This is a genomic window from Haladaptatus sp. DYSN1 (assembly GCF_029489995.1).
Taxonomy (GTDB): domain Archaea; phylum Halobacteriota; class Halobacteria; order Halobacteriales; family Halococcaceae; genus QDMS2.
Window position 1 is genome coordinate 597,585 of the sequence record NZ_CP120470.1, and the last position, 21,724, is coordinate 619,308.

Annotated in this window: 21 protein-coding genes and 1 other RNA gene; 15 read left to right on the top strand and 7 right to left on the bottom strand. The window is 64.1% G+C overall.

Translation table 11 applies throughout. From position 1 onward, the window contains the following. Nucleotides 1–23 precede the first annotated feature (23 nt). Nucleotides 24–1,280: a dihydroorotase gene (locus tag P0648_RS03155; protein WP_276245691.1), complete on the bottom strand. Its 1,257-nt coding sequence runs from the start codon at nucleotides 1,278–1,280 to the stop codon at nucleotides 24–26. Between the two features lie 25 nt (nucleotides 1,281–1,305). Beyond that, nucleotides 1,306–1,989 (bottom strand): lipoate--protein ligase family protein, encoded by a 684-nt coding sequence (locus P0648_RS03160; protein ID WP_276245690.1) that lies wholly within the window; start codon nucleotides 1,987–1,989, stop codon nucleotides 1,306–1,308. Between the two features lie 54 nt (nucleotides 1,990–2,043). Here P0648_RS03160 and P0648_RS03165 point away from each other — a divergent pair, with 54 nt between their 5' ends. Beyond that, nucleotides 2,044–2,868 (top strand): hypothetical protein, encoded by an 825-nt coding sequence (locus P0648_RS03165; RefSeq protein ID WP_276245689.1) that lies wholly within the window; start codon nucleotides 2,044–2,046, stop codon nucleotides 2,866–2,868. Here the strand turns inward: P0648_RS03165 and P0648_RS03170 are convergent. Then, the gene (locus P0648_RS03170) at nucleotides 2,852–3,274 is read right to left on the bottom strand and encodes a hypothetical protein (RefSeq protein ID WP_276245688.1); all 423 of its coding nucleotides are present in this window, start codon (nucleotides 3,272–3,274) and stop codon (nucleotides 2,852–2,854) included. The genes P0648_RS03165 and P0648_RS03170 overlap by 17 nt on opposite strands. 180 nt (nucleotides 3,275–3,454) lie before the next feature. On the opposite strand from P0648_RS03170, the gene P0648_RS03175 reads away from it, so the two are divergent. Continuing rightward, the gene (locus tag P0648_RS03175; RefSeq protein ID WP_276245687.1) at nucleotides 3,455–3,904 is read left to right on the top strand and encodes a PaaI family thioesterase; all 450 of its coding nucleotides are present in this window, start codon (nucleotides 3,455–3,457) and stop codon (nucleotides 3,902–3,904) included. On the opposite strand, the gene P0648_RS03180 is transcribed toward P0648_RS03175, so the two are convergent. Beyond that, nucleotides 3,885–4,469 (bottom strand): cysteine hydrolase family protein, encoded by a 585-nt coding sequence (locus tag P0648_RS03180; protein ID WP_276274603.1) that lies wholly within the window; start codon nucleotides 4,467–4,469, stop codon nucleotides 3,885–3,887. The genes P0648_RS03175 and P0648_RS03180 overlap by 20 nt on opposite strands. Before the next feature lie 94 nt (nucleotides 4,470–4,563). Here P0648_RS03180 and P0648_RS03185 point away from each other — a divergent pair, with 94 nt between their 5' ends. The 3 genes from P0648_RS03185 to P0648_RS03195 are packed head-to-tail and all read left to right on the top strand — an operon-like array spanning nucleotide 4,564 to nucleotide 8,560. Continuing rightward, nucleotides 4,564–6,069 (top strand): Hvo_1808 family surface protein, encoded by a 1,506-nt coding sequence (locus tag P0648_RS03185; protein ID WP_276245685.1) that lies wholly within the window; start codon nucleotides 4,564–4,566, stop codon nucleotides 6,067–6,069. Further along, on the top strand, nucleotides 6,070–7,383 hold the full coding sequence (locus P0648_RS03190; RefSeq protein WP_276245684.1) for an Hvo_1808 family surface protein: 1,314 nt from the start codon (nucleotides 6,070–6,072) through the stop codon (nucleotides 7,381–7,383). A gap of 31 nt (nucleotides 7,384–7,414) precedes the next feature. Continuing rightward, a complete protein-coding gene (locus tag P0648_RS03195; RefSeq protein ID WP_276245683.1) occupies nucleotides 7,415–8,560 on the top strand; it encodes a nicotinate phosphoribosyltransferase in 1,146 nt (381 codons plus the stop codon). On the opposite strand, the gene P0648_RS03200 is transcribed toward P0648_RS03195, so the two are convergent. Beyond that, nucleotides 8,557–9,165: a TIGR00296 family protein gene (locus P0648_RS03200; RefSeq protein WP_277505185.1), complete on the bottom strand. Its 609-nt coding sequence runs from the start codon at nucleotides 9,163–9,165 to the stop codon at nucleotides 8,557–8,559. The genes P0648_RS03195 and P0648_RS03200 overlap by 4 nt on opposite strands. A 129-nt stretch (nucleotides 9,166–9,294) precedes the next feature. Between P0648_RS03200 and rnpB the strand changes: the two genes are divergently transcribed. From rnpB to P0648_RS03215, 3 genes are all read left to right on the top strand, one after another. Next, an RNA gene (rnpB, locus tag P0648_RS03205) (RNase P RNA component) lies at nucleotides 9,295–9,611 on the top strand. Nucleotides 9,612–9,679: 68 nt separating this feature from the next. Continuing rightward, the gene (locus P0648_RS03210) at nucleotides 9,680–10,756 is read left to right on the top strand and encodes a matrixin family metalloprotease (protein ID WP_277505187.1); all 1,077 of its coding nucleotides are present in this window, start codon (nucleotides 9,680–9,682) and stop codon (nucleotides 10,754–10,756) included. 30 nt (nucleotides 10,757–10,786) lie between these two features. Further along, a complete protein-coding gene (locus tag P0648_RS03215; protein WP_276245680.1) occupies nucleotides 10,787–11,629 on the top strand; it encodes a hypothetical protein in 843 nt (280 codons plus the stop codon). A 3-nt stretch (nucleotides 11,630–11,632) separates the two neighbouring features. Here P0648_RS03215 and P0648_RS03220 read toward each other — a convergent pair whose 3' ends face one another. Beyond that, entirely contained in the window at nucleotides 11,633–12,730 is a 1,098-nt protein-coding gene (locus P0648_RS03220) for an aminopeptidase (protein ID WP_276245679.1), read from the bottom strand. 159 nt (nucleotides 12,731–12,889) lie between these two features. After that, the gene (locus P0648_RS03225) at nucleotides 12,890–15,508 is read right to left on the bottom strand and encodes a valine--tRNA ligase (RefSeq protein WP_276245678.1); all 2,619 of its coding nucleotides are present in this window, start codon (nucleotides 15,506–15,508) and stop codon (nucleotides 12,890–12,892) included. 304 nt (nucleotides 15,509–15,812) lie between these two features. Between P0648_RS03225 and gnd the strand changes: the two genes are divergently transcribed. From gnd to P0648_RS03260, 7 genes are all read left to right on the top strand, one after another. Next, entirely contained in the window at nucleotides 15,813–16,709 is an 897-nt protein-coding gene (gene gnd / locus P0648_RS03230; RefSeq protein ID WP_276245677.1) for a phosphogluconate dehydrogenase (NAD(+)-dependent, decarboxylating), read from the top strand. 237 nt (nucleotides 16,710–16,946) lie between these two features. Then, on the top strand, nucleotides 16,947–17,132 hold the full coding sequence (locus tag P0648_RS03235; RefSeq protein ID WP_276245676.1) for a hypothetical protein: 186 nt from the start codon (nucleotides 16,947–16,949) through the stop codon (nucleotides 17,130–17,132). A 167-nt stretch (nucleotides 17,133–17,299) separates the two neighbouring features. After that, the gene (locus P0648_RS03240; RefSeq protein WP_369685315.1) at nucleotides 17,300–18,313 is read left to right on the top strand and encodes a thiamine pyrophosphate-dependent dehydrogenase E1 component subunit alpha; all 1,014 of its coding nucleotides are present in this window, start codon (nucleotides 17,300–17,302) and stop codon (nucleotides 18,311–18,313) included. After that, the gene (locus P0648_RS03245) at nucleotides 18,313–19,326 is read left to right on the top strand and encodes an alpha-ketoacid dehydrogenase subunit beta (protein ID WP_276274598.1); all 1,014 of its coding nucleotides are present in this window, start codon (nucleotides 18,313–18,315) and stop codon (nucleotides 19,324–19,326) included. The genes P0648_RS03240 and P0648_RS03245 overlap by 1 nt, the downstream gene beginning before the upstream one ends. Beyond that, entirely contained in the window at nucleotides 19,323–19,580 is a 258-nt protein-coding gene (locus P0648_RS03250) for a lipoyl domain-containing protein (protein WP_276245673.1), read from the top strand. Before P0648_RS03245 ends, P0648_RS03250 begins: the two co-directional genes overlap by 4 nt. Nucleotides 19,581–19,663: 83 nt before the next feature. Further along, nucleotides 19,664–20,242: a 2Fe-2S iron-sulfur cluster-binding protein gene (locus P0648_RS03255; protein WP_276245672.1), complete on the top strand. Its 579-nt coding sequence runs from the start codon at nucleotides 19,664–19,666 to the stop codon at nucleotides 20,240–20,242. Between the two features lie 103 nt (nucleotides 20,243–20,345). Continuing rightward, complete coding sequence (locus tag P0648_RS03260; RefSeq protein ID WP_277505856.1) at nucleotides 20,346–21,710, top strand: MATE family efflux transporter; 1,365 nt, start codon at nucleotides 20,346–20,348, stop codon at nucleotides 21,708–21,710. Nucleotides 21,711–21,724 lie beyond the last annotated feature (14 nt).

The following is a 21,724-nucleotide window of genomic DNA, read 5'->3' on the forward strand; positions in this document are numbered from 1 at the left end:
CGCCCCGAGAGCAAAACTCTCGCTCAGCGCACGTTCTGCCCAACCGGGTCGGCGAACGCGCCGTTCTCGAACACCAACTCGCCGCGAACCATTGTCCACTCGGGGAACACGCCCTTCATGCCCTCGAACGGCGTCCAGTCGCACTTCGAGTGCAGGTCTTCGCCGCGAATTTCGCGGCTGTTGTCCGGATCGACGAGCACGAGGTCTGCGTCCATACCGACGGCCACGCGCCCCTTCTTCGGCAGGTCGAACACGGCCGCCGGGTTCGACGCCGTGAGTTGCCGGACGCGCTCGTAGGTCAGATTCCCTTTGCGCGCCTCTTCGAGCAGGAGCGGGAGGGCGGTTTCGACGCCCGGCACGCCGCTTGGCGCGTCCCAGATGCTCGCGTCTTTCTCTTCGCGCGTGTGCGGGGCGTGGTCGGTCGCAATCATGTCCACCGTTCCGTTCACGACGCGCTCGTAGACGGCGGCGCGACGTTGTTCGATGCGCAGCGGCGGGTTCATCCGTCCGAACGTGCCAAGGTCCTCGTAATCGGAACGCGAGAGCAGCAAGTGGTGGGGTGAGACTTCGCAGGTCATGCCGTACTCTGCGGCGAGGTCTATCCCCTCCGGCGTGCTCGTGTGGGCGATGTGGAGCTGTGCGCCCACGTTCTCGCCGACCTTACACGCCAACTCGACGGCTTCGGCCTCTGCTTCTGCCGTCCGAAATGCGCTCCAGGCGTCGGCATCGTCGCGTTCTTTCGCCAATTCGTCGAACAGCGTCGCGTCCTCGGCGTGGACGGTGACGGCGATGCCCTTCTTCGTCGCGGCTTTCACGGCGTCCTCGAACAACACCGGGGCGATACCCATGTTCCCCGTCGAGTCGGCGAGAAACACCTCACCGAGAGCGAACAGCGGGCGCGAGAGCAGGCTTTTTCGCTCCCAGTTTTCGGTCACGCCGCCGTTGATGCCCCAGTCGACGTAGGATTGTTCGGCAAATTTGGCCTTCTCGTCGAACGCCTCGCCCGTCACCGTCGGCGGCGAGGTGTTGGGCTGGTCGACGACGGTGGTCACGCCGCCTGCGGCCGCAGAGCGACTGCCCGATTCCCACGTCTCTTTGTGGTCGTATCCCGGCTGCCGGAAGTGAACGTGGGCGTCTATCATTCCCGGCAGGAGGAGCTTCCCGCTCGCGTCTACGTCCGCGTCTCCAGAAAGCGTGCGCCCGATTTCCGAAATCGTCCCGTCCTCGATTCGCACGTCGCGGCGGCGACCGTCCGCGAGCGTCGCGTCAGTGATGAGCATGGATGCACCTGCGCTGGGGAGTACCCTAAACGTCCCGGACCGGGACGACGTCGTGGTCACCCGACCCCGCGAGTGCGGCTTCCAGCGCGTCGATGGTCGCCTGTGGGTCTGCCGGACCGCCCGCTCGCTCGACGCTGCCCACCGAATCCGGGTCGAACGGTACGTCGAGGGCGTCGTACACCTCGGTGAGCACCGCCGCGATTTCCTCGTGGTCGGTGACGACGCAGATACCCGCGACGAGGGCCGCCCCGCGCTGGATGCGCTGGGCGATGCCGACGAGTTTTCCCGACGCTTGCAGCGAGTGCGCCCCGGGACAGAAGGAGTCCGGCGGTTCGCCCGCGGTGGCGTGGACGCCGAGTTGCGAAAGACCAGCCTGTACGTCTGCCGTGAGGGCGTCGTATCGGTCGTTCAGGCCGGTTCGCGTGTCCGCAACGGGGACGGCCCGGGCGAACGCGACGGTCGTCCCGGTGTAGGCCACGGCGCGGCCACCGACGCTGCGCTCGATTGGCGGGAAGCCGTGAGTTTCTGCGGCTCGTCTGGCCTGCTCGTAGCCCGGCGCGGTCGCATCCCGGCGGCCAAAGGCGACCTGTCGGTGCGGCGTCCACACTCTGACCGCCGGCGTCTCGCTTTCAGCGACCCAATCGAGCATTCGGCGGGTCACCGCCCGGTCAGCCTCGACGGAGTCGCCCCGGCCGCGAATGACGCGCATGGGTGTCACCACTTCCCGACGGGACTAAACACTCTCCCTTGCTACACGCGGTCGATGGTCACGCTCGACTCGGCTCTGCTCGCGCGCTATCCGCGCTTTTCGCTCTACAACTCGCCGTACGCGGCCCACGACCACGGCTGCGCCATCGACCTCTATCCAGAGACGAACGTCGCACCCTCCCCCGTCGCCGGCGAGGTGCTCGACACGCGAGCCGTCAGGGCGCCGCCGAAGCCCTATTCGCCGGAACACGACTACCTCATTCTCGTCGACGCGGGCGACTACGTGGCCCGAATGTTACACGTCGAACCCGCAGTCGAGGCTGGCGACCACGTCGAAGTCGGCGACCCGCTCGGCGAGATGGTCAGAGCGGGCTTTTTCGCCCCGTGGGTCGCAAATCACATCCACCTCGGCTTTCGCGACTCCGACGCGAACCCGTACCGGGCGTCGGGGTCGGTGCCAATCGACCTCGATTTCGACGTTCGCCCCCTCCCGTGGGACGGGACCGGAACGGTGGTCGAAACCGGTGAAACCTGGATCAGACTCGACGCACCGGCCCACCCCGCCCCCGGCGAGTACTTCGCCGGCATCGAGGGGGCACCCGGCGTCGTGCTCGACGGCGGTCTACCCCATTACAACGGCGGCGGCGCGCTCGGAAACGAGGACGGGAGCGAGCAGGTGGTCTCGGTGGCGGGCGAGCGCGTGGGCGTCGCCACCGGGCGCGACGTGTCGTGGGACGCTGTCTCCCTCCGGGCGAACGGCGTGGCGCTCACTGGGCTCTCGCTGTTCTGTTCGCAGGACGAATTCGGCGCAAAACTGGTAGTCCGCGGCCACGACTTCGCGGTCGGTGACCGTGTCGAACTCGCTATTTCCCGTTCTTGAGCGGGTCTTCCAGGGTGAGCACGACCACACCCTGACTGGTGTTCACGTAGTAGCCGTCGCGTTCGTTCTCCTCTTCACCCTCCGTGTACGGCAACAGCGAGAGAACGTGTTTGACCTCGTGGACGGTCTCCGATTTCGTGAGGACGAGCTTCGGCACCTTCTGTGAGAGAAACGCCTCTCGCAGAATGTACTGAAGCGCCCGGCAATCCTTTATCGGGTCTGCCCAGGAGTTGCTGACGATGGTGTCCGGCGGAACGCGCTTGACCACGTGGGCGACGAGGATGGGACAAGCTGCGTGGATGTTCTCGCTGTCGTCGTGGTTTCGCCAGGGCACGATGTCAGTGACCGACCGGAGCGCCGACCCGAACACGGGGACAGCGGCGGCTACGATTGGAACCGCGACCATCCAGCCGACCTCCAGACCCCAGTGTAGTATCACTGCATAACCCCTTCGCCCCCGACCCCTCAGTGGCGACTGGCCATATATTGAGTAGCTGAACATATAAATATATAATATTGTTCGTCACAGAAATCCGTCAATCTTCGTAGCGGAGGCTAAAAGGCAGTTCCCTGTAACGACCCGCATATGAGCGAGCCACAGGTTCCCGACGGCACCGCGAGCACCATCCAGCACTTCATCGACGAGCGCCACGGCTTCCTGTCATGGCTCGGAACGCAGGTCGAGGACGTGCGCTACGGCGAGGTGGACCTTACTATCCCGTTCGACGACAAACTCACCAACCCGTCCGACCCGCCGACGATTCACGGCGGCGTCGCCGCCACGCTCATCGACACCGCCGGCGGCCTCGCGCTCAGAACCACGCTCGAAAACCCCATCGAGGACACGCTGGCGACGGTCAACCTCAACGTGAACTACCTGCGTCGGGCGTCGAGCGACATTACCGCCCACGCAGAGGTCATCCGCACTGGGTCGTCGATTGGCTGGGTCGAGGTGACTGTCGAGAGCGAGACGCCAGACGGCGAGCGTAAAGAAGTCGCCACCGGACAGGCCGCCTTCAGACTGTTTCAGTCCTGAACGCCACGTCCGCCCGTGAAATCACCTCGCCGAACAGCCAGTCCGCGTGGTCGAGGGCGTACTGTTTGTGGGCGTCTTCGATAGCGCCGACGGCCTCGCGGACGATCATCGGGCGGAAGTCCCGAAGGCCCGCACTCGACGCCGTGTGCAGCACGCAGACGTTCGCGAGCGTCCCGCAAATCAGGAGGTCGTCGATGCCGTGCGCGTCGAGAAACCCCTCTAAATCGGTCTGGTAGAAGGCATCGTAGGTGTGTTTCACGACGATGTGGTCTTCGTCGCGCACGTCGAGGTCGGCGACGAGTTCGGTCTCCCAGGTTCCCTCTACGACGTGTTCGCCCCACCGCGCGAACTCGTCGTAGTAGTGGGCGTCGTCGAACTGCTCGGGCGGGTGGACGTCTCGGGTGTAGACGATGGTCGCGCCTGCTGCTCTCGCGTCGGCGACGAGTGAGGCCACGTCGTCTACGACGGCCTCGCTGCCGGGCGCGTAGAGGCTGCCGTCGGGGTGACAGAACCCGTTTTGCATGTCGACGACGACGACGGCGACTCTGGCTGGGTCGAGGTTCATGCTGGAGAGTGCGTTCGCCGCCAGCAAAAAACTGGCTCGCGACGAATTCTGACACGGCGGGTACTTTTTCACGCTCAGGCCCGTCTATGGGGGTATGCGAGCACTGGCCAGCGTCCTCGTTGCACTCCTCCTCGTTCTCTCTGGGTGCAGCGCCGGACTGACTGGAGAGCAGACCGACACGACGACGGAGACGCCCTCCACGCCGTCGACCGCCGCACCGACGACCGATTCTCCCGGCACGCAGACGCCCGCTCCCACGCCGCGGCCCGACCCCGAATCTGACGTCCTCGGCTGGGAGAACGGCTACTGGCACGACGCCCAGTTGTCGGTCAACACCGACGACGGCCTGAACGAGACGGAACTCGACGCCATCGTTGCCCGAGCGATGGCCCGCGTCGAGCACGTCCGCGAACTCGAATTCCAGGAGACGGTTCCCGTCGAAATCATCACCCGTGCAGAGTACCAGAACCAGTCGAACGAGAACTACACCGACGCCTTCCGCGCATTCGACAACACGAAGTTCGAGGCGATGTTCTTCGTCGGCGAGGACAGAGACGCTCTCGATGTCCAGAATACGAACCGCGGTTCGAACGTCCTCGGCTACTTCAGCCCGAAGGAGGACGCCATCGTCATCGTGGCGAACTCAGACACCCCGTCGCTCGACGCTGAGGGGACGCTCTCTCACGAACTCGTCCACGCCCTCCAGGACCAGCACTTCAACCTCTCTCGCATCTCCCGTCCGACCCGCGAACTCCACAACGGTCGCAACGGCCTCATCGAGGGTGAGGCAAACTACGTCCAGCGCCTCTACATGGAACGCTGTGGCGGCGAATGGGAGTGCCTCGAAGCACCCGACTCCGGCGGCGGTGGCGGGGTACCAGACGACTTCCACTGGGGAATCTACTTCCTCAACTTCTTCCCGTACAGCGACGGTCCCGGCTTCGTCGGCCAAATTCACCGCACGCAGGGCTGGGACGGCGTAAACGGACTCTACAGCGACTTACCGAACAGCTCAGAGCAGATTATCTACCCGCAGAAGTACGGGGAAGACCAGCCGACTGACGTGACCTTCGAGGACACGAACTCCGGCGAGTGGGAGCGCGTCGTTCCCGAGTCACCGTACCCCGGTCAGGAGCGCCCGGCCTACGCCAGCCTCGGCCAATCCGCACTCTCCTCGATGTTCGCCCACACGTTCACCGACGAGTACAACCGCTCGCGGGTAGTCGAACCCCAGGAGTTTATCAACTACGAGCAGAACGGCCGGGTCAACAGCTCTGACCCGTTCAACTACGACCTGCGCTACACGCGTGGCTGGGACGGCGACCGGATGCACGTCTACTGGAACGACGCCGGTGAGACCGCCTACGTCTGGCAACTCGCCTGGGACTCCCCGCAGAACGCAAACCAGTTCGTGACCGGCTACGAGCGCCTCCTCCAGCACTGGGGCGCAGAGCAGGCCGGTGAAAACACGTGGGTCATCCCCGAGGGTGAACCGTACGCGGACACCTTCTGGATTCACGTCGAGGGTGACACCGTCACCATCGTGAACGCCCCAACCGAAGGCGACCTGCCTGCGGTGTACGACGGCGCTGGAGCCTAAATGCGTAGGGCAATCGCTGTCGTGGGCCTCGCGCTCCTCCTCGTCCTCTCGGGTTGTGTCGGCGGCTTTTTCGGCCCCAGAGACGCGCCTGACGACGACACTATCGGCTGGGAGAACGGCTACTGGTACGACGACCCGCTCGCCGTAGACGAGAGCGACGGCCTGAACGAAACCGAACGCGAAGCCGTCGTTTCGCGGACGATGGCCCGCGTGGAGGTCATCCGCCAACTCGAGTTCAAACAGTCCGTCCCGGTGAATCTCATCACCCGCGACGAGTACCGCGCCCAACGGGGTGGTAACGGGGGAACCATCGAGCAGAACACCTACCAGCGGTGGAACGAGCAGGTCTGGGAAGCGCTGTTCCTCGTAGACGAAGAGGCCACCGTCGACGACGCCTTCGGCGGCGTGTTCGGTAGCGCGGTCCAGGGCTACTACGGCGGCGGCGAAATCACGCTCGTGAGCGACTCCGAGACGCCGATGGTCGACCGCACGACGCTCTCGCACGAACTCGTCCACGCCCTCCAGGACCAGCACTTCGGCCTCTCGGGCAACCGCGACACGCAGGACGGCGAACTCGCCTACGACGGTCTCATCGAGGGCGACGCGAACTACGTCGAATCGCTCTACGAACAGCGGTGTCAGGCCGAGTGGGACTGCCTCGACCGTCCCGAGCGAAACCAGTCCGGGTCGCCGGACGACTTCAACCGCGGCGTGTTCTCGGCCATCTACCAGCCCTACGCCGACGGCCCTCGATTCGTCGACTCGCTGCGCGAATCCGGCGGCTGGGAGGCGGTGAACGACGCCTACGACGCCGTCCCACAGAGCACAGAACAGGTCATCCACCCCGAAGACTACCCCGAGGATACGCCCGTCGAGATATCGATTCCAGACCGCTCCTCGAACGCGTGGTCGCGGTTCACCTTCGAGAACCGTCCCGACTACGACACCGTCGGCGAGGCGTCCATCTACGCCATGCTCTGGGCGAACGGCGTGGCCGGCGACCAGTCTGCGTACACCTACACTTTCCCCGCCTCGACCGGGTGGGCGGGCGACAGGGTCGTCCCCTACCACAACGACGGCGAGTACGGCTACGTCTGGGTGACCGAGTGGGAGACGGAGACCGACGCCCAGGAGTTCAACGATGCCTACCTCCAGGTGCTCGAAAACAACGGTGCGACAGAACGCTCGTCGGGCGTTTATCGGATTCCTGATAGCCAGCCCTACGGCGACGCCTTCCGCGTGACCCTCGACGGGACGCGAGTGAAAATCGTGAACGCGCCGACCGAAGCCGACCTCTCGGGAATAGACGGGTAGCTTTTTCGCCCCTCGCGGGTAAGCGCCGACTATGTCCGATTCGTTCGATATCGTGTCCGCAGAAGCCATCCGTGACGGCCGCGCCACGGATGTCTACTTCGAGCGGACCGAAACCACGCTCGATCACGCGGGACTGAACCCGACGGTCGTCGCGGAGGTAACCGCCAACCAGTTCCCGACGGGCGCGTTCAATCTTTTCGCCGGCGTCAAAGACGCCGCCCACCTTCTCGAAGGCCTTCCAGTAGACGTAGACGCACTCTCGGAGGGACAACTGTTCGACGCAGGACCCGTCCTCCAGATCTCGGGGAATTACCGCGACTTCGCTCGCTACGAGACGGCGCTGCTCGGCTTCCTCTCGCACGCGACGGGCATCGCGACGAAAGCACTCGAAGCACGCCTCGCTGCCCCGGACACGCCGGTCGTCAGTTTCGGCGCACGCCACGTCCACCCCTCAATTGCCGCGATGGTCGAACGCTCCGCGCTCGTCGCCGGGTTCGACGGCTTTTCCTCCGTCGCTGCGGGCGACCTGCTCGGGCGCGAACCGAGCGGGACGATGCCTCACGCGCTCATCATCTGCTATGGCCGGGGCGAACAGGAGGCCGCCTGGCGCGCTTTCTACGAGACGACCGGGCAGGGCGTCGCGCTCTGTGACACCTACTCGGACGAAGTCGAAGAGGTGCTCCGCGCGGCCGCGGAACTCGGCGATGACTTAGAGAGCGTGCGCATCGACACGACCCGCTCGCGGCGCGGGGACTTCGCGCACATCGTCAAAGAGGTGCGCTGGGAACTCGACATCCGCGGCCACGACCACGTCGATATCTTCGTCTCAGGCGGCCTCGGGCCTGCGGACCTCCACGAACTGAAGGACCTCGTCGATGGCTTCGGCGTCGGCGGCTACGTCTCGAACGCGAACCCACTCGACTTCGCGCTCGACATCGTCGAAGTTGAGGGCGAACCCGCGTCGAAGCGCGGGAAACTCTCCGGGAAGAAGCAGGTGTACCGCACCCGCGACGGTGGCCACCACGTTGGCCTCGCGAGTCGGCCCGGGCCGACCGACGGGAAACCGCTGCTCGAACCGCTCATCCGCGACGGCGAACTCGTTCGGGAGTTCGACCTCTCTGATGCAGCAAAACGCGCCGCGACGGACGCGAAAAAAGTCGGCTTCGGCGAGAACTAGAACGTCAATTCCTTGATGGAGCCTTTCGGCTTGCGCTCTTCGAACACCTGACTGCGAAAGAGCAGGACGTCCACGTCGTCGTCCTCCCACGCGGTCGGCGAGAGGCCGGCCTTCCGGCAGGTACGGTCGAGATACTCGAACTCACTCCAGCCGTTTTCGACCGGGACGGTCGGGTACATCCACCCCGAGCGGGCGCGGTCCTGGACGAAGAGGCCGTGGGTGCCGACTTCGAGGTCGGCGGCGGGGTCGCTCTTCTCGATGACGTCGGTGACGACGCAGACCGAGATGGCGATGGCGTTGAGTTCTGCGGCCTCGACTTCGGAGCCACAGGAGTCGTCGCTCGCCGCCTGAATCGCCGCCTCGACGAGCGAGTGGCCGACTCGGTCGGGGCTCTGGACGGTACCCGCACAGCCACGGAGGCGGCCACGCCCCTGTGCCGACTGGAGGCGCACGAACACGCCCGCCCGGTTGTAGAAGGCGTCGCGCATGCTTCCCGGCTGTTTTCGCTGGCCGTTCTTTACGAACAGTTCCACCGCCTCGCGTGCAAGGTCGACCGAGCGGCGGCCGTCGTCGTACGAGAAGAGCGCAGTCTGGGCCTCGGACATACCACCTGTAACGGGAACGAGCATAATCAACGCTTTCATTCAGACAATCTGGAACGCGAACTATCTCAATCGCTATTTCCACCCGGCCAATCGAACGCCTTAATTGTGCTACGCGGCCTACCATCTGCCGGCAGAGGGAGCCCGGTTCCCGTGGCGCGAGCCAACGAGGAAAGTCCCCCCACTGTCTGGGCAGGTGACCAGGCGCAAGCCTGGAGCGGGAGACCGCTGGCGCTGGAACAGAAACGAGACCCCTCCACCGGACCGATGAGGTGCGCGAACCCAACCGCAAGGACGGGGAGCTAACCCACCGAGGGTCGATGGTGGAGAACGGATGGAACGGCGAAACCTCACCGGTGCAAGTCCCATCGGCCAAGGTAGCCCGGACAACGATGCGGACGCTCAGCCGAATACCGGGAAGAACAGAAGGGGGCTTACTCCCCTCAGCCACTTTCGTACCGACGAGCAGTTGCGGTGACCACAAACGTGATACTTAGCGCTGCCGGATATGTCAGTAATGAACGGGCGTGCCCTCCTGTTGACGCTCCTCGTCGTTCTCGCCGGCTGTGCGGCTCCCCTCGACCCGGGGTTCGCCGACACGACCAGCACGCAGGTCCAGACCACGCAACCGCCAGCCGACGGCACGCCGAACGCGGTCCAGACGCAGACACAGACCCAGACGCCGGGAGCCGTCGATTCGCGCTCCAATCCGTGGCAAGAGGGGACGTTGACTATCGCCGTCGAAGCACCGGACGGTGACTCGCGAGACTACACCGTCCTCCTCCGGGACGCCCTCGACTACTGGGAGGCGAACAGCGAGCAGTACGCCGGCTACGCCCTCTCCTTCGACGTCGAACCGAACGCGAACGACGCAGACGTGGTCGTCGAATTCGTCGAACGAGTCGATACCTGCGGCGAGAAACGCGAAGTCGCCGGCTGTGCGCCCTACATCACCGACTCTCGGCAGATAAACCGACCCGAGCGAATTCAGGTTCTCACGGGCCTCTCTGATTCGTCCACGGTCCTCGTCATCCAGCACGAGTTCGGCCACGCGATGGGGCTGAACCACGACGACGAACCAGCGGACATCATGGCGGGTCACGCGAACCTGACCACGCTCCCGATGACCAACGCGACAGACAAGCCAAACCCGTGGGACCGCTCTGAACTCCGCGTCTACGTCGATTACAGCGCCGTCCGGGACCGTGACCGCGCCGAAACCCGCGAGCAGGTCCAACACGCCCTCGACTACTACGCGTCGGGCGCAGAGGGATACGTCCCGACCAACATCTCGTTCGTGAGCGTCGACTCCGAGGCCGAAGCCGACGTCGTGATTCAGTTCACGGACGCCTCACCCTGTGGCGCTGACCCCGGGTCGTGTGGCGCAGTCCGCGGGCAGGACCCCGACGGCGACGGCGAACTCGAAACCTACACCAACCTCCAGATCACGCTGACGGGCCTCGACACCGAAGCCACCGGCTGGCACGTCGGCTGGTGGCTCGGCTACGGCTTCGGGTTCTCGTCGGAATCCGAGTATCCCGCTCCGTTCCGCGACGCCTCCTACACCGACCGCCGGGGCGACTGGTGGGAATAATTTTACCCGGTTGACAAGAACCGTCGAACTGTGTCCGAACCCCCGCCGCTCGAATGGACGATAGACGGTACCTCCGCCCGCACCGTCCGCGTCCTTCGCACCGCGCTCGCCGCCTCTATCGGAGCGTTCGCCATCCTGTTCGCGCTCCTGTTTGCCTACGCCCTGCCCGCCATCTTCGCCACGCTGACCACGGAAGTCGGCGTGCTCGTCGTCATCCTCGCGCTCGTTGGCGGCCCAGCCTCGCTGCTTTACCTCTGGCCGATGCTGACCGACGCATCCCAGCGCCCGACGCTCGAACAGACGGTGTTCTCGGACATCGAAAACTGGGGACAAATTGCGGTACTCGCCGTCCTTCTCGCCGCCTGCTATCTACTCGTCATCCGCGCCGACTCGCGGGCGATTCTCGCGATTCTCATCTTCAAATTCGGCTTGCTCGTGGCGATTTCGCTGTTCGCGGGCGTTGGTTCCATCGACCGCGAACGCGGTGTTCTGCGCTACGGCGCGGCGACGAAACTCGACGCCCTCGCGGGGGTTCGTACCGTGAAGATTGGGGACGTCGTTCTCTGCTATCTCTCCTACAAACGGGGTGCTGCACGACTGAACTCGCCGCGATTCGTCTCGGTTCCCGCAGACCAGTCCGACCAGGTCGCCTTGGTGCTCGAAGCGGGCGTCGAACAGGACGGCCCCGAGCGCGACGAACCGGACCGACTGGTCCAGGCGGTGTTGCTCAGTTTCGCCGCCGTCTTCCTCGGGGCGGCGGCCTTCTTCTGGATTGTCGCCGACGGCGCACCGCCGGGCATTCTGCTCTACGTCGTTCTCGTGACGGGCTTGCTTGGTGCGGCGTTCGCACTGGTGGCGGTGTTCGAGGCGTAGCCTTCAGCCCTCGAAGCCGTCTTCCCACCGGAACACGCCGTTTCGCTGGACGACTTCGCCGTCGACCTCGATGCGCGAGTCCTCGCTCATGTCCGTAATCATATCCACGTGGACGGCGCTCTTGTTGCCTTCCTCGCCTTCTGGCAGGTTCGAATCGTAGGCCCGACCCACCGCGAGGTGGACGGTGTCGCCCATCTTCTCGTCGAAGAGAATCGAGTCGGTGAAGCGGTCGATGCCGCGATTCATCCCGATGCCGAGTTCGCCGAGTCGTCGTGCGCCTGCGTCGGTGTTCAGAATCTCTTCGAGAACCGCCTCGTTCTGCCCGGCGCTGAAGTCGGTGACTTCCCCGTCCTCGAAGGTGAGGTGGACGTCCCGGACGCGCTTACCGTTGAGCGTCATCGGCACGTCGAAGTAAACGGTTCCCTCGGTGTCGTACGGCGCGGTGAACACCTCGCCGGAGGGCAGGTTGTGCGAGTCGTAGGCGACGGAGGCCCCGGAGTTCACGGCGATGCGTCCCTCGATACTCATGGTGAGGTCGGTGTCTTCCTTGACGAGGCGGACTTCGCTGCCTTCGTCGAGAATCTCCTTCATCTGGGCCATCTCCTCTGCGAGCGACTCCCAGTCGCGGAGGACGGCGTTGTAGACGAAGTCCTTGTACTCGGCGAAGGCCATCCCGGCCTGCTGGGCGAGTGAGCGCGTCGGGTGGACCGTCGAGACCCAGTCGGTGTCCATCCGGGCCTCGCGGGCCTCGTTGGTCGCGCGGTTGTACGCCTGGCGAACCTCGCTTCTCACGTCGGCCAGTTCCGTGGTGTTTCGTCCGCCGCCGAGAAAGAGCACGCTGTCTGCGTTCTGGTAGGCGGCGAGTTCCGGCCCGGCGACGTCCTCGAAGTCGCCGTCGTGGTTCTTGAGATAGGCCCGGAGCATCTCTCCGGAGCCGTAGGTCACGAACATGGTCGCGCCGACGTTTCCGAGTTCCTCGGCGACGGCCACGCCGAGGTCGTGGGCGTCTTCGCCGACGTTGACGACGACGTAATCACCGCGTTCGATTCGCGCACTCCAGTTTACGAGGGTTCGGGCGTGTTCGCGCACTCGCTCGTCCATGGCCTCTCTACCGAAGGCGGGGCAAAAACAGGTGCGGTCTGCGGTAGTTTCTCATGCACTGCACCCGGTCACGAGCGAAGCGAGTGACCGGCTTTTTTGGTGCAGATTTTTACTCGGAGAGGTGCGCTTCGCGCACCCGACGAGTAAAAAGGTGCGTGGCTAGGGGAAAAGAAGCAACGTCGCCCCGTCAATCTCCAGCACTTCGACTTCCTCACCCGTCGCGGCCTGCTGTTCTTCTTTGATGTCGAAGGCGTCTGCGTCGAGTGAGATGGTCTCGCCGTCGACTTCGAGGTCGACGTGGCCCTTGCGCTTTTCTTTCTTCAGGTCGGCGGGGTCTGCGGCTTCGAGCGCCCCGATGACGGCTCCTGCCTTCCCGCGGAATTTCGGCCCGATGACGCTGTGGTCGGGGTCAACGCCGACGGGGACGAGGTCCACGTCGGGGATGCCCTGTTCGATGTAGACCGGGGCGTTGACCGTGCCCGAGAGGTCGTAGGTGTCGAAGGAGATGCTGTCGTCTGGGTACACCTCGATGCGGTCGAGTTCGGCGTTGAGCGCCATGCCCTCCTCGGATTTCCACGCGCGGATGGCGGAGGCGGCGTTGGCGACGAGGTTGCCGCGTTCTTCTGCCTCCTCGTCTTCGAATTTCAGGTTCGGCCACGCGGCCTCGTGGACGCCGTCGTCGTCGCCGGGCAGGTGGCTGTAGGCTTCTGCCGCGAAGAACGGCGCGAACGGCGCGAGCATGACGAGCGAGGATTTGAGTGCGGTATAGAGGGCGTGGCGGGCGGCGTTTCGCTCGCCTGGTCGGCCCTCGTAGAGGCGGCCCTTGATGAGTTCGAGGTAGTCGTCCGCGAGGTCGTGCCAGACGAAGTCGCGGACGGTGCGGAGCGCCGAGTCGAAGCGGTAGGCGTCCATGTCTTCGGCCACGTCGTCGGCGGTGCGGGCGAGTTTCGAGAGAATCCACTTGTCGGCGTCGCGGTAAGCCGGGTCCTGAATCTTCGGCGTGTCCTCGTCTAAGTGCTGGAGGGCGAACCGGGTGATGTTCCACACCTTCGTCTGGAAGCGGGTCGCGCTCGTGACTTCCTTGCGCTGGAACTGGATGTCGGAGCCGGGCTGGCCGCCGAGGGCGATGGCCTGGCGGAAGGCGTCCGCGGAGTGTTCGGCGACGACTTCCTCTGGCTGGACGAAGTTGTTGCGCGATTTGGACATCTTGTGGCCGTCTTCGCCGAAGACCATCCCGTTGATGAGGGCTTCTTCCCACGGAATCTCGTCGGTGAGCGCCGCGGTGCGGAGGATGGTGTAGAACGCCCACGTCCGGATGATGTCGTGGCCCTGCTCGCGCAGTTGGACGGGCGAGAACTCGTTTTCCGGCCAGCCTGCGACGTGCATCGCGGAGATGGAGGAGTCCATCCACGTGTCCATGACGTCGGTTTCGCCGTGCCAGTGGTCGCCCCCGCACTCTGGGCAGTCGCCGATGGACGGGCCTTCCTCGGTCGGGTCCACTGGCAGGTCCTCGACCGTCGCGACGTGGACGTAGTCACAGTCGCCACAGAACCAGACCGGAATCGGCGTCGCGAAGACGCGCTGGCGGGAGATGACCCAGTCCCACTCCATGCCTTCCGCCCAGTCTTCGAGGCGGGTGTACATGTGCTCTGGAATCCATTCGATTTGCTGGGCCTTCGCCATGATTTCGTCCGTGTCGACGCGGATGAACCACTGTTCCTTGCTCAGGATTTCGATTGGGGTGTCACAGCGCCAGCAGGCCCCGACGGACTGCTCGGTCGGCTGGGTGTCGTTGAGGAAGCCTTCTGCGTCGAGTTTCTCCGCGACGGCCTCCTTCCCTTCGGCGATGGTCAGCCCCTCGAACTCGCCGGCGAGTTCGTTCAGGTGGCCGTCTTCGGTGAACACCGGCCGCAGGTCTAGGTCGTGTTCTGCCCACCAGCGAACGTCCTGTTTGTCCCCGAAGGTACAGATCATGACCGCGCCGGTCCCGAAGTCGCCGTCCACGTCGTCGTCCGCGAGCAGGGTGACTTCTTGTCCGAACAGTGGCACCTCAAAGGTGTCGCCGATGCGGTCCGCGTAGCGTTCGTCGTCCGGATTGACCGCCATGCCGACACAGGCGGCGAGCAATTCCGGACGGGTCGTCGCAATCTCTATCTCGTCGTTGTCGACGCCGGGGAAGGTGATGTAGTAGAGATTCCCTTGACGGTCGATGTTCTCGACTTCGGCGTCTGCGATGGCCGTCTCACAGCGCGGACACCAGTTGACGGGGTGTTCGTCGCGGTAGACGAGGTCCTTGTCCGCCATCTCGACGAACGACCGCTGGGTCTTACCCCAGTATTCGGGGTCCATCGTGCGGAACTCGTGGTCCCAGTCCTGGCTGAACCCGAGTGTCTGCATGGTCTCGTACATCGCGTCGATTTGCGCCTCGGTGTGCTCGATACACATCTGGCGGAACTCGTCGCGGGGGACATCCGTCCGGTGAATCCCGTGGTTCTCCTCGACTTTGACCTCGGTCGGGAGGCCATGGCAGTCCCAGCCCTGCGGGAACAGCACGTCGTCGCCTTTCAGGCGGTGGTAGCGGGCGGCGAAGTCCATGTAACACCAGCCGAGGGCGTTGCCGATGTGGAAGTCGCCGGTGGGGTACGGTGGGGGCGTGTCGATGATGTAGTCTGGGCGTTCTTCGTCGTCGTCGTAGGCGTAGACGTCGGAGTCTTCCCAGGCGTCGCGCCATTTTCGCTCGATCGTGTCGGGGTCGTAGTTCTCTCGCATCTCTGTCATAGTTTGAAAGCACTCGGTTGAGCAGGGCCTGACCCGGTACTGACGGGTCTGTGTCGGCTGAAGAAACATGCGCGATGTACTCGCGCTAGTGGCGTATATCGTCGACTGTAACTGGGTGTGTATACTCGACGACCGGGTGTCGTCGAGAGCTCCCACTGACTTACAGTCGGCAATATACTACCGACGACATCACGCTCATACCCTGAGAGATTGCCCGTATTTTGATAAAGGTTCCCGTCTCCGCCCCACAGCGCGCCGCGCGCCGAACCACAATCCCTTACTTTGCGACCACGGAGGGTGCAGTATGCAACTCGGCGTCATCGGACTCGGTAGAATGGGGCAAATCGTCGTCAATCGCGTCGTAGACGCGGGCCACGACGTCGTCGCCTACGACCTCAGCGACGAGGCAGTCGCCACCGCCGCGGAGGCGGGCGCATCGCCGGCCACCACCCTCGACGACTTCCTCTCGCAACTCGGCGAAGAAAAGCGCATCTGGCTCATGGTTCCGGCGGGCGACGCCGTGGACGCCACGCTCGCGGAACTGAACCCGTCGCTCACCGACGCGGACGTCGTCGTGGACGGGGGCAATTCGTTCTTCAAGGAGTCCACGCGCCGCGCGGAGGACTGCCCGGCGGCGTACCTCGACTGCGGGACCTCGGGCGGCCCCGCGGGCGCGGAACTCGGCTTCTCGCTCATGATTGGCGGCCCCGAGTGGGCCTACGACGAGCTGACGCCGGTCTTCGACGCTGTCGCAACTGGCCCAGCTGGCCACGACCGCATGGGTGAAGCAGGTTCTGGCCACTACGTGAAGATGGTCCACAACGGCGTCGAGTACGCGCTCATGCAAGCCTACGGCGAGGGCTTCGACCTGCTCGCGAACGGACGCTACGACCTCGACTTAGAAGCCGTCGCCCGCACGTGGAACAACGGTGCGGTCATCCGCTCGTGGCTCCTCGAACTCTGTGAGGAAGCGTTCGCGGAGGAGGGCAACGATTTGGGCGACGTCGCAGACCACGTCGCCGGTGGTTCGACGGGCACGTGGACGGTACAGGAGGCCTTAGAGCAGGAAGTTCCCGTCCCCCTCATCTACCAGTCGCTCGCAGAACGCTTCGAGAGTCGGACCGAGGAGCGGTTCGCCCGTCGCCTTGCGAACCGCCTTCGCTACGGATTCGGTCGGCACGAAGTCGCGCGCAAAGAGTAGAACGCCGCGAAGCGACGCCTCATCGTGTTCCTATGCAGACACGACAGCCGGTCGATTGGTCGTCTCTTCGTTTACGATTGCGTGACTATCTACGGGATTGAATAGTCGATTTCAGACAGACACCGCCGGAATCGTGCTATGTCTCATCATAGCATCAATTTTTGGGAATATAATCATTTTTTGCGTTATTCGCCGGTTTCGCTACCTTAAGTACCTCCTACTCCTGAGCACAGATTGATGCAGGCCAACCAAGACGGGACGCCCCGTGCGGTGGACCTGGAGTACGAGAACAGCACGCTAGACGTCGCGTACCGCGGCGAGTACGTCGAACTTACTGTCGACAAACTCCGCGTACTCGGCAACACAGAGTGGATTCGTATCGAGCGAGACCACTTCGTCGAGGACCTCCGGTCTATGTGCTAATCCCCCACCGTACCGCATCCCCACTACCCCAATCCCCTTACCCCCATTTTTCTGGACGCTCACCCTCCTGAGTCAGTTCTCTCCACAGACGTGAACGTTTAATTTACCTTGGGTGCAAGTTCCCTGTGCGAGGGGAATCCATGCCAAGTGTTAGCGAATTACAAGAAATGTACGAAAATATGGTATTGGCCAGGTACTACGAAGAACGGCTTCAAGAGGAGTATCTGGAAGGCAAGCAACCGGCGTTCGATATTTCCGCCGGCCCAATACCAGGCGAATTGCATCTGGCCGCCGGCCACGAGGCCTCGGGTGCAGGCGTCTGCATCCACCTGCGCGACGACGACACCGTCACCGGCCCGCACCGACCGCACCACATCGCCATCGCGAAGGGCGTCGACTTGAAGAAGATGACCGCGGAGATTTTCGGCCGGAAAACCGGTCTCTGCAAGGGGAAAGGTGGCCACATGCACCTGTTCGACCCGTCGGTCAACTTCGCGTGCAGCGGCATTATCGCGCAGGGCTGTCCGCCCGCCGTCGGCGCGGCCCTGGCCGCCAAAAAGCGCGGCCTCGACTCGGTGGCTGTCGCGTTCCTCGGCGAGGGGGCCATCGACCAGGGTGGCTTCTTCGAGTCGCTGAACCTCGCACAGGTCCAGCAACTCCCGGTCGTCTTCGTCATCGAGGACAACGACTGGGCCATCAGCATGCCGAAAGACCGCGTCACTGACGTCAAAGACGGGTCGATTCGCGCGAAGGGCCACGGCATGCCCGGCGAGCGCATCGACTCGAACGACGCCATCGCCGTCTACGAGGCGGCGAAGAAGGCGGTCGACCGCGCCCGAAACGGCAACGGTCCGACCCTGCTCGAAGTGCAGGTCCACCGCCACATGGGCCACTTCATGGGCGACGCAGAGGGCTACCGGCCCGACGACGAGGTCGAGCGCGTAAAGAAACTCGACCCAATCCCACGCTTAGAGAAGGACCTCAAATCCGAGGGCGTCGAGCAAGCGGAACTGGACGAGATTCGAACGCGCGCCCACGAACGCGTGGACGAAGCCATCGAATGGGCGAAACAGCAACCGGAACCGGAGCCACACGAGTCGCTCGAAGACGTGTTCCACAACCCACCGGAGGAGTGGGAGCAGGCGGTACAACAGGCCGCCACACAGGGAGGTGACGACTAATGAGCCAGCAAGTAGCAGAACGAGAACTGACGATGAGCCGTGCGATGGTCGAGGCCATCAAACAGGAGATGGAAGCGAACGAAGAGGTGTTCCTCATGGGCGAGGACATCGCCGACTACGGCGGCATCTTCAGCTCCACGACGGGCCTGTTAGACGAGTTCGGCCGCGACCGCGTGATGGACGTCCCCATCAGCGAGACGGCGTTCATCGGTGCGGCCGTCGGCGCGGCCCAGGCCGGCATGCGGCCGATTGCCGAACTCATGTTCGTCGATTTCTTCGGGGTCGCGATGGATCAGATCTACAACCAGATGGCGAAGAACACCTACATGAGCGGCGGGGCGGTCAGCGTCCCGATGGTGCTCATGACCGCCGTCGGCGGGACGTATTCCGACGCGGCTCAGCACTCGCAGACGCTGTACGGAACCTTCGCCCACCTGCCCGGCATGAAGGTCGTCGTGCCGTCGACGGCCTACGACGCGAAGGGGCTGATGCACAGCGCGATTCGAGACGACGACCCGGTCGTATACATGTTCCACAAACGACTCATGGGTCTTGGCTGGATGCCAGCGCCCGCGGGGCCCAAGAACGACGTGCCGGAAGACCCCTACACCATTCCGTTCGGGCAGGCCGACATCAAGCGCGAAGGCGCAGATGCGACCGTCGTCACCCTTGGACTGCACGTCCACCGCGCTCTCGAAGCCGCCGGCGAACTCGAAGACGAGGGCATCGACGCGGAAATCGTAGACCTCCGGACGCTCGTCCCACTCGACACCAAGACGATCGTGGATTCGGTGAAGAAGACGGGCCGCCTCATCGTCGTCGACGAGGACTATCGGTCGTTCGGCGTGACGGGTGAGGTCATCGCCCGCGTCGCAGAGCACGCTCTCGATGACCTCGAGGAGGTTCGCAGACTCGCGATTCCAGACGTACCGATTCCGTACGCTCGCCCGCTCGAAACGCACGTCAACCCGAGCGTCGAGCAAATCGCAGACGCCGTCCGTGACACCCAATGAGCGAAGCAGCCATCCTCGTCGATTCGGCGTCGGTCTGGCCGGACGACGCGATGGACGTAGACGAAGCGGTCGTCTCGAACTGGTTCGTCCGCGAGGGCGCGACCGTCGAGGCGGGCAAGACCATCTGCGAGATTCAAATCGAGAAAGTGAGCGTCGACGTGCCCGCCCCGCAGTCGGGGACGCTCACAGAGGTGCTCGTCGCGGAGGGCGACGAGTTCCGTCGGGGTGATTCGCTCGCGCGAATCGAACCCTGATACGGCCGCGAATTCCAATTTTTGCCCCCAATCGGTCCGCCCTAATCAAAATGCTGTTAAACTAGGGTTCCGTACCGCCGACCATGGTTGAAGTACTGGGTGTCGCGCTCGGGCTGCTGTTAACGCTCATCGCGGTGGCCCTGCACTACTCGACGGGGACGGCAAAGCCGCTTCCAGAGGACATCACCGAACAGGTCCTCGAGCGGCGCGCCGCGTCCGTCGTCGAAACGGACTTCCCCGAACCGATGAACCGCTCGATTGGTGGCGGCGCCGTCGGCGCAGTCGCCGGGGGCGAGGCTGGCGGCGAACTCGAAGAAGGCGGCGAGGCCGCTGGCTCTTCGAGCCCGGCTGACATCCCCGAGGACGAAATCGAGTACTTCGAAATCGAGTACGCGAAAGAGGGGAAGACAATCGAAGTTGCGAACAACGAGACGCTCCTCGACGCCGGCGAAGACGAGGGCTGGGACCTCCCCTACGCCTGCCGTCAGGGCCAGTGTATCTCCTGTGCAGGCAAGGTCGCCTCCGGCGAGAACGCAGAGGACTTCGTCGTTCACGACAACCAGCAGATGCTCGGCGAGGAAGAACTCGGCAAGGGCTACATGCTGACCTGCGTCGCCTACCCGAAGAAGCCGTTCACGCTCGAAACCGGCGAGACGCCGTAACGCGCCGGAACCACAGCGCTGATATCTTTCCTTCAAGTGGGTAACAATAGTGAGTAGTGGCCACACGCAGAGTTCGATAACCGAAGGGGGACTGGCCGGACCGATGTTCCGGCTGGCGTGGCCAATCGTCATCACCCAGCTCCTCCAGGTCGCCTACAACATCGCCGACACCATCTGGCTCGGCCGGCTTTCGACCGCCGCCGTCGGCGCGATGAGCCTCGCGTTTCCCCTTATCTTCCTCTTGCTCTCGGTCGGCGGCGGGTTCACCGTCGCCGGAAGCACCCTCGTCGCCCAGTACACAGGCGCAAAAAGCGAAGGCTCCGCGGGCATGGTCGCCGGACAGACGCTCTCGTTCGTCACGGTTCTCGCAATCGTTCTCGGTATCCTCGGCTTCCTCGCCACCGAACCCATGCTCGGCGTGCTGCCGAGCGACCCGGAGACTGCTGCTGTGGTCGTCCCACTGGCAGCCGACTACATGCAGGTGTTTTTCCTCGGGACGCCGTTCCTGTTCGGCTTTTTCGTCTTCTCCGCGCTGATGCGCGGGTACGGCAACACCAGGACCCCGATGCGTATCATGGCCATCAGCGTCGCGCTCAACGTCGTGCTCGACCCAATCTTCATCTTCGGCTGGTTCGGGTTCCCGCGCCTCGAAATCGAAGGCGCGGCACTCGCGACCCTCGTCTCCAGAGCCGTCGCAACCGCCCTCGGCTTCTACGTCCTCTTCCGGACGCCATCCGGCCCGGACGTCCGCCTCCCCGACCTGAAACCCGACCTCGACATCATCAAGAAAATCGTCTCTATCGGCGTGCCGAGCGCGCTCGAACAGTCCGCGAGCGCCCTCGCGATGATTACCCTCACCGCGATGGTGGTCACGTTCTCCCCACCCGTCGTCGCCGCCTACGGTCTCGGCAATCGCCTCATCTCGCTCGTGTTCCTCCCGGCGATGGGCCTCGGCCGGGCGACCAACACGATGGTCGGCCAGAACCTCGGCGCACAGCAAACCGCCCGCGCAGAACGCGCCGTCAAACTCGCCGCCGCCACCGGCGCGGGCGTCATGCTCGTCGTCGCCGTCATCGCCGCGCTGTTCCCCGAACCCATCGTCGGGGTGTTCATGGCCACCGGAACGGCCGAAGCCGCAGAAACCATCCGCCTCGGTAGCGAGTACCTCCGGATTCGCTCCGTCGAGTTCGCCTTCATCGGCGTCCTCCAGGTCGTCCTCGGAGCCTACCGCGGCGCGGGCAACACGAAGACGGCACTCGTCTTCTCCATGGTCGCCCTCTGGATTGGCCGCGTGCCGACGGTCTACTACCTCGCCTTCGTCGAGGGTATGGGTCCGACCGGCATCTGGTGGGGGATGGCCCTCGGCAACATCGTCGGCGCAATCGCCGCCGTCGCGTGGTTCACCCGCGGCACCTGGAAGCGGTCGGTCATCGACCAACCGCGAGGGACCGCCGACGGTGAGGACTGACTCACAACGGTTTT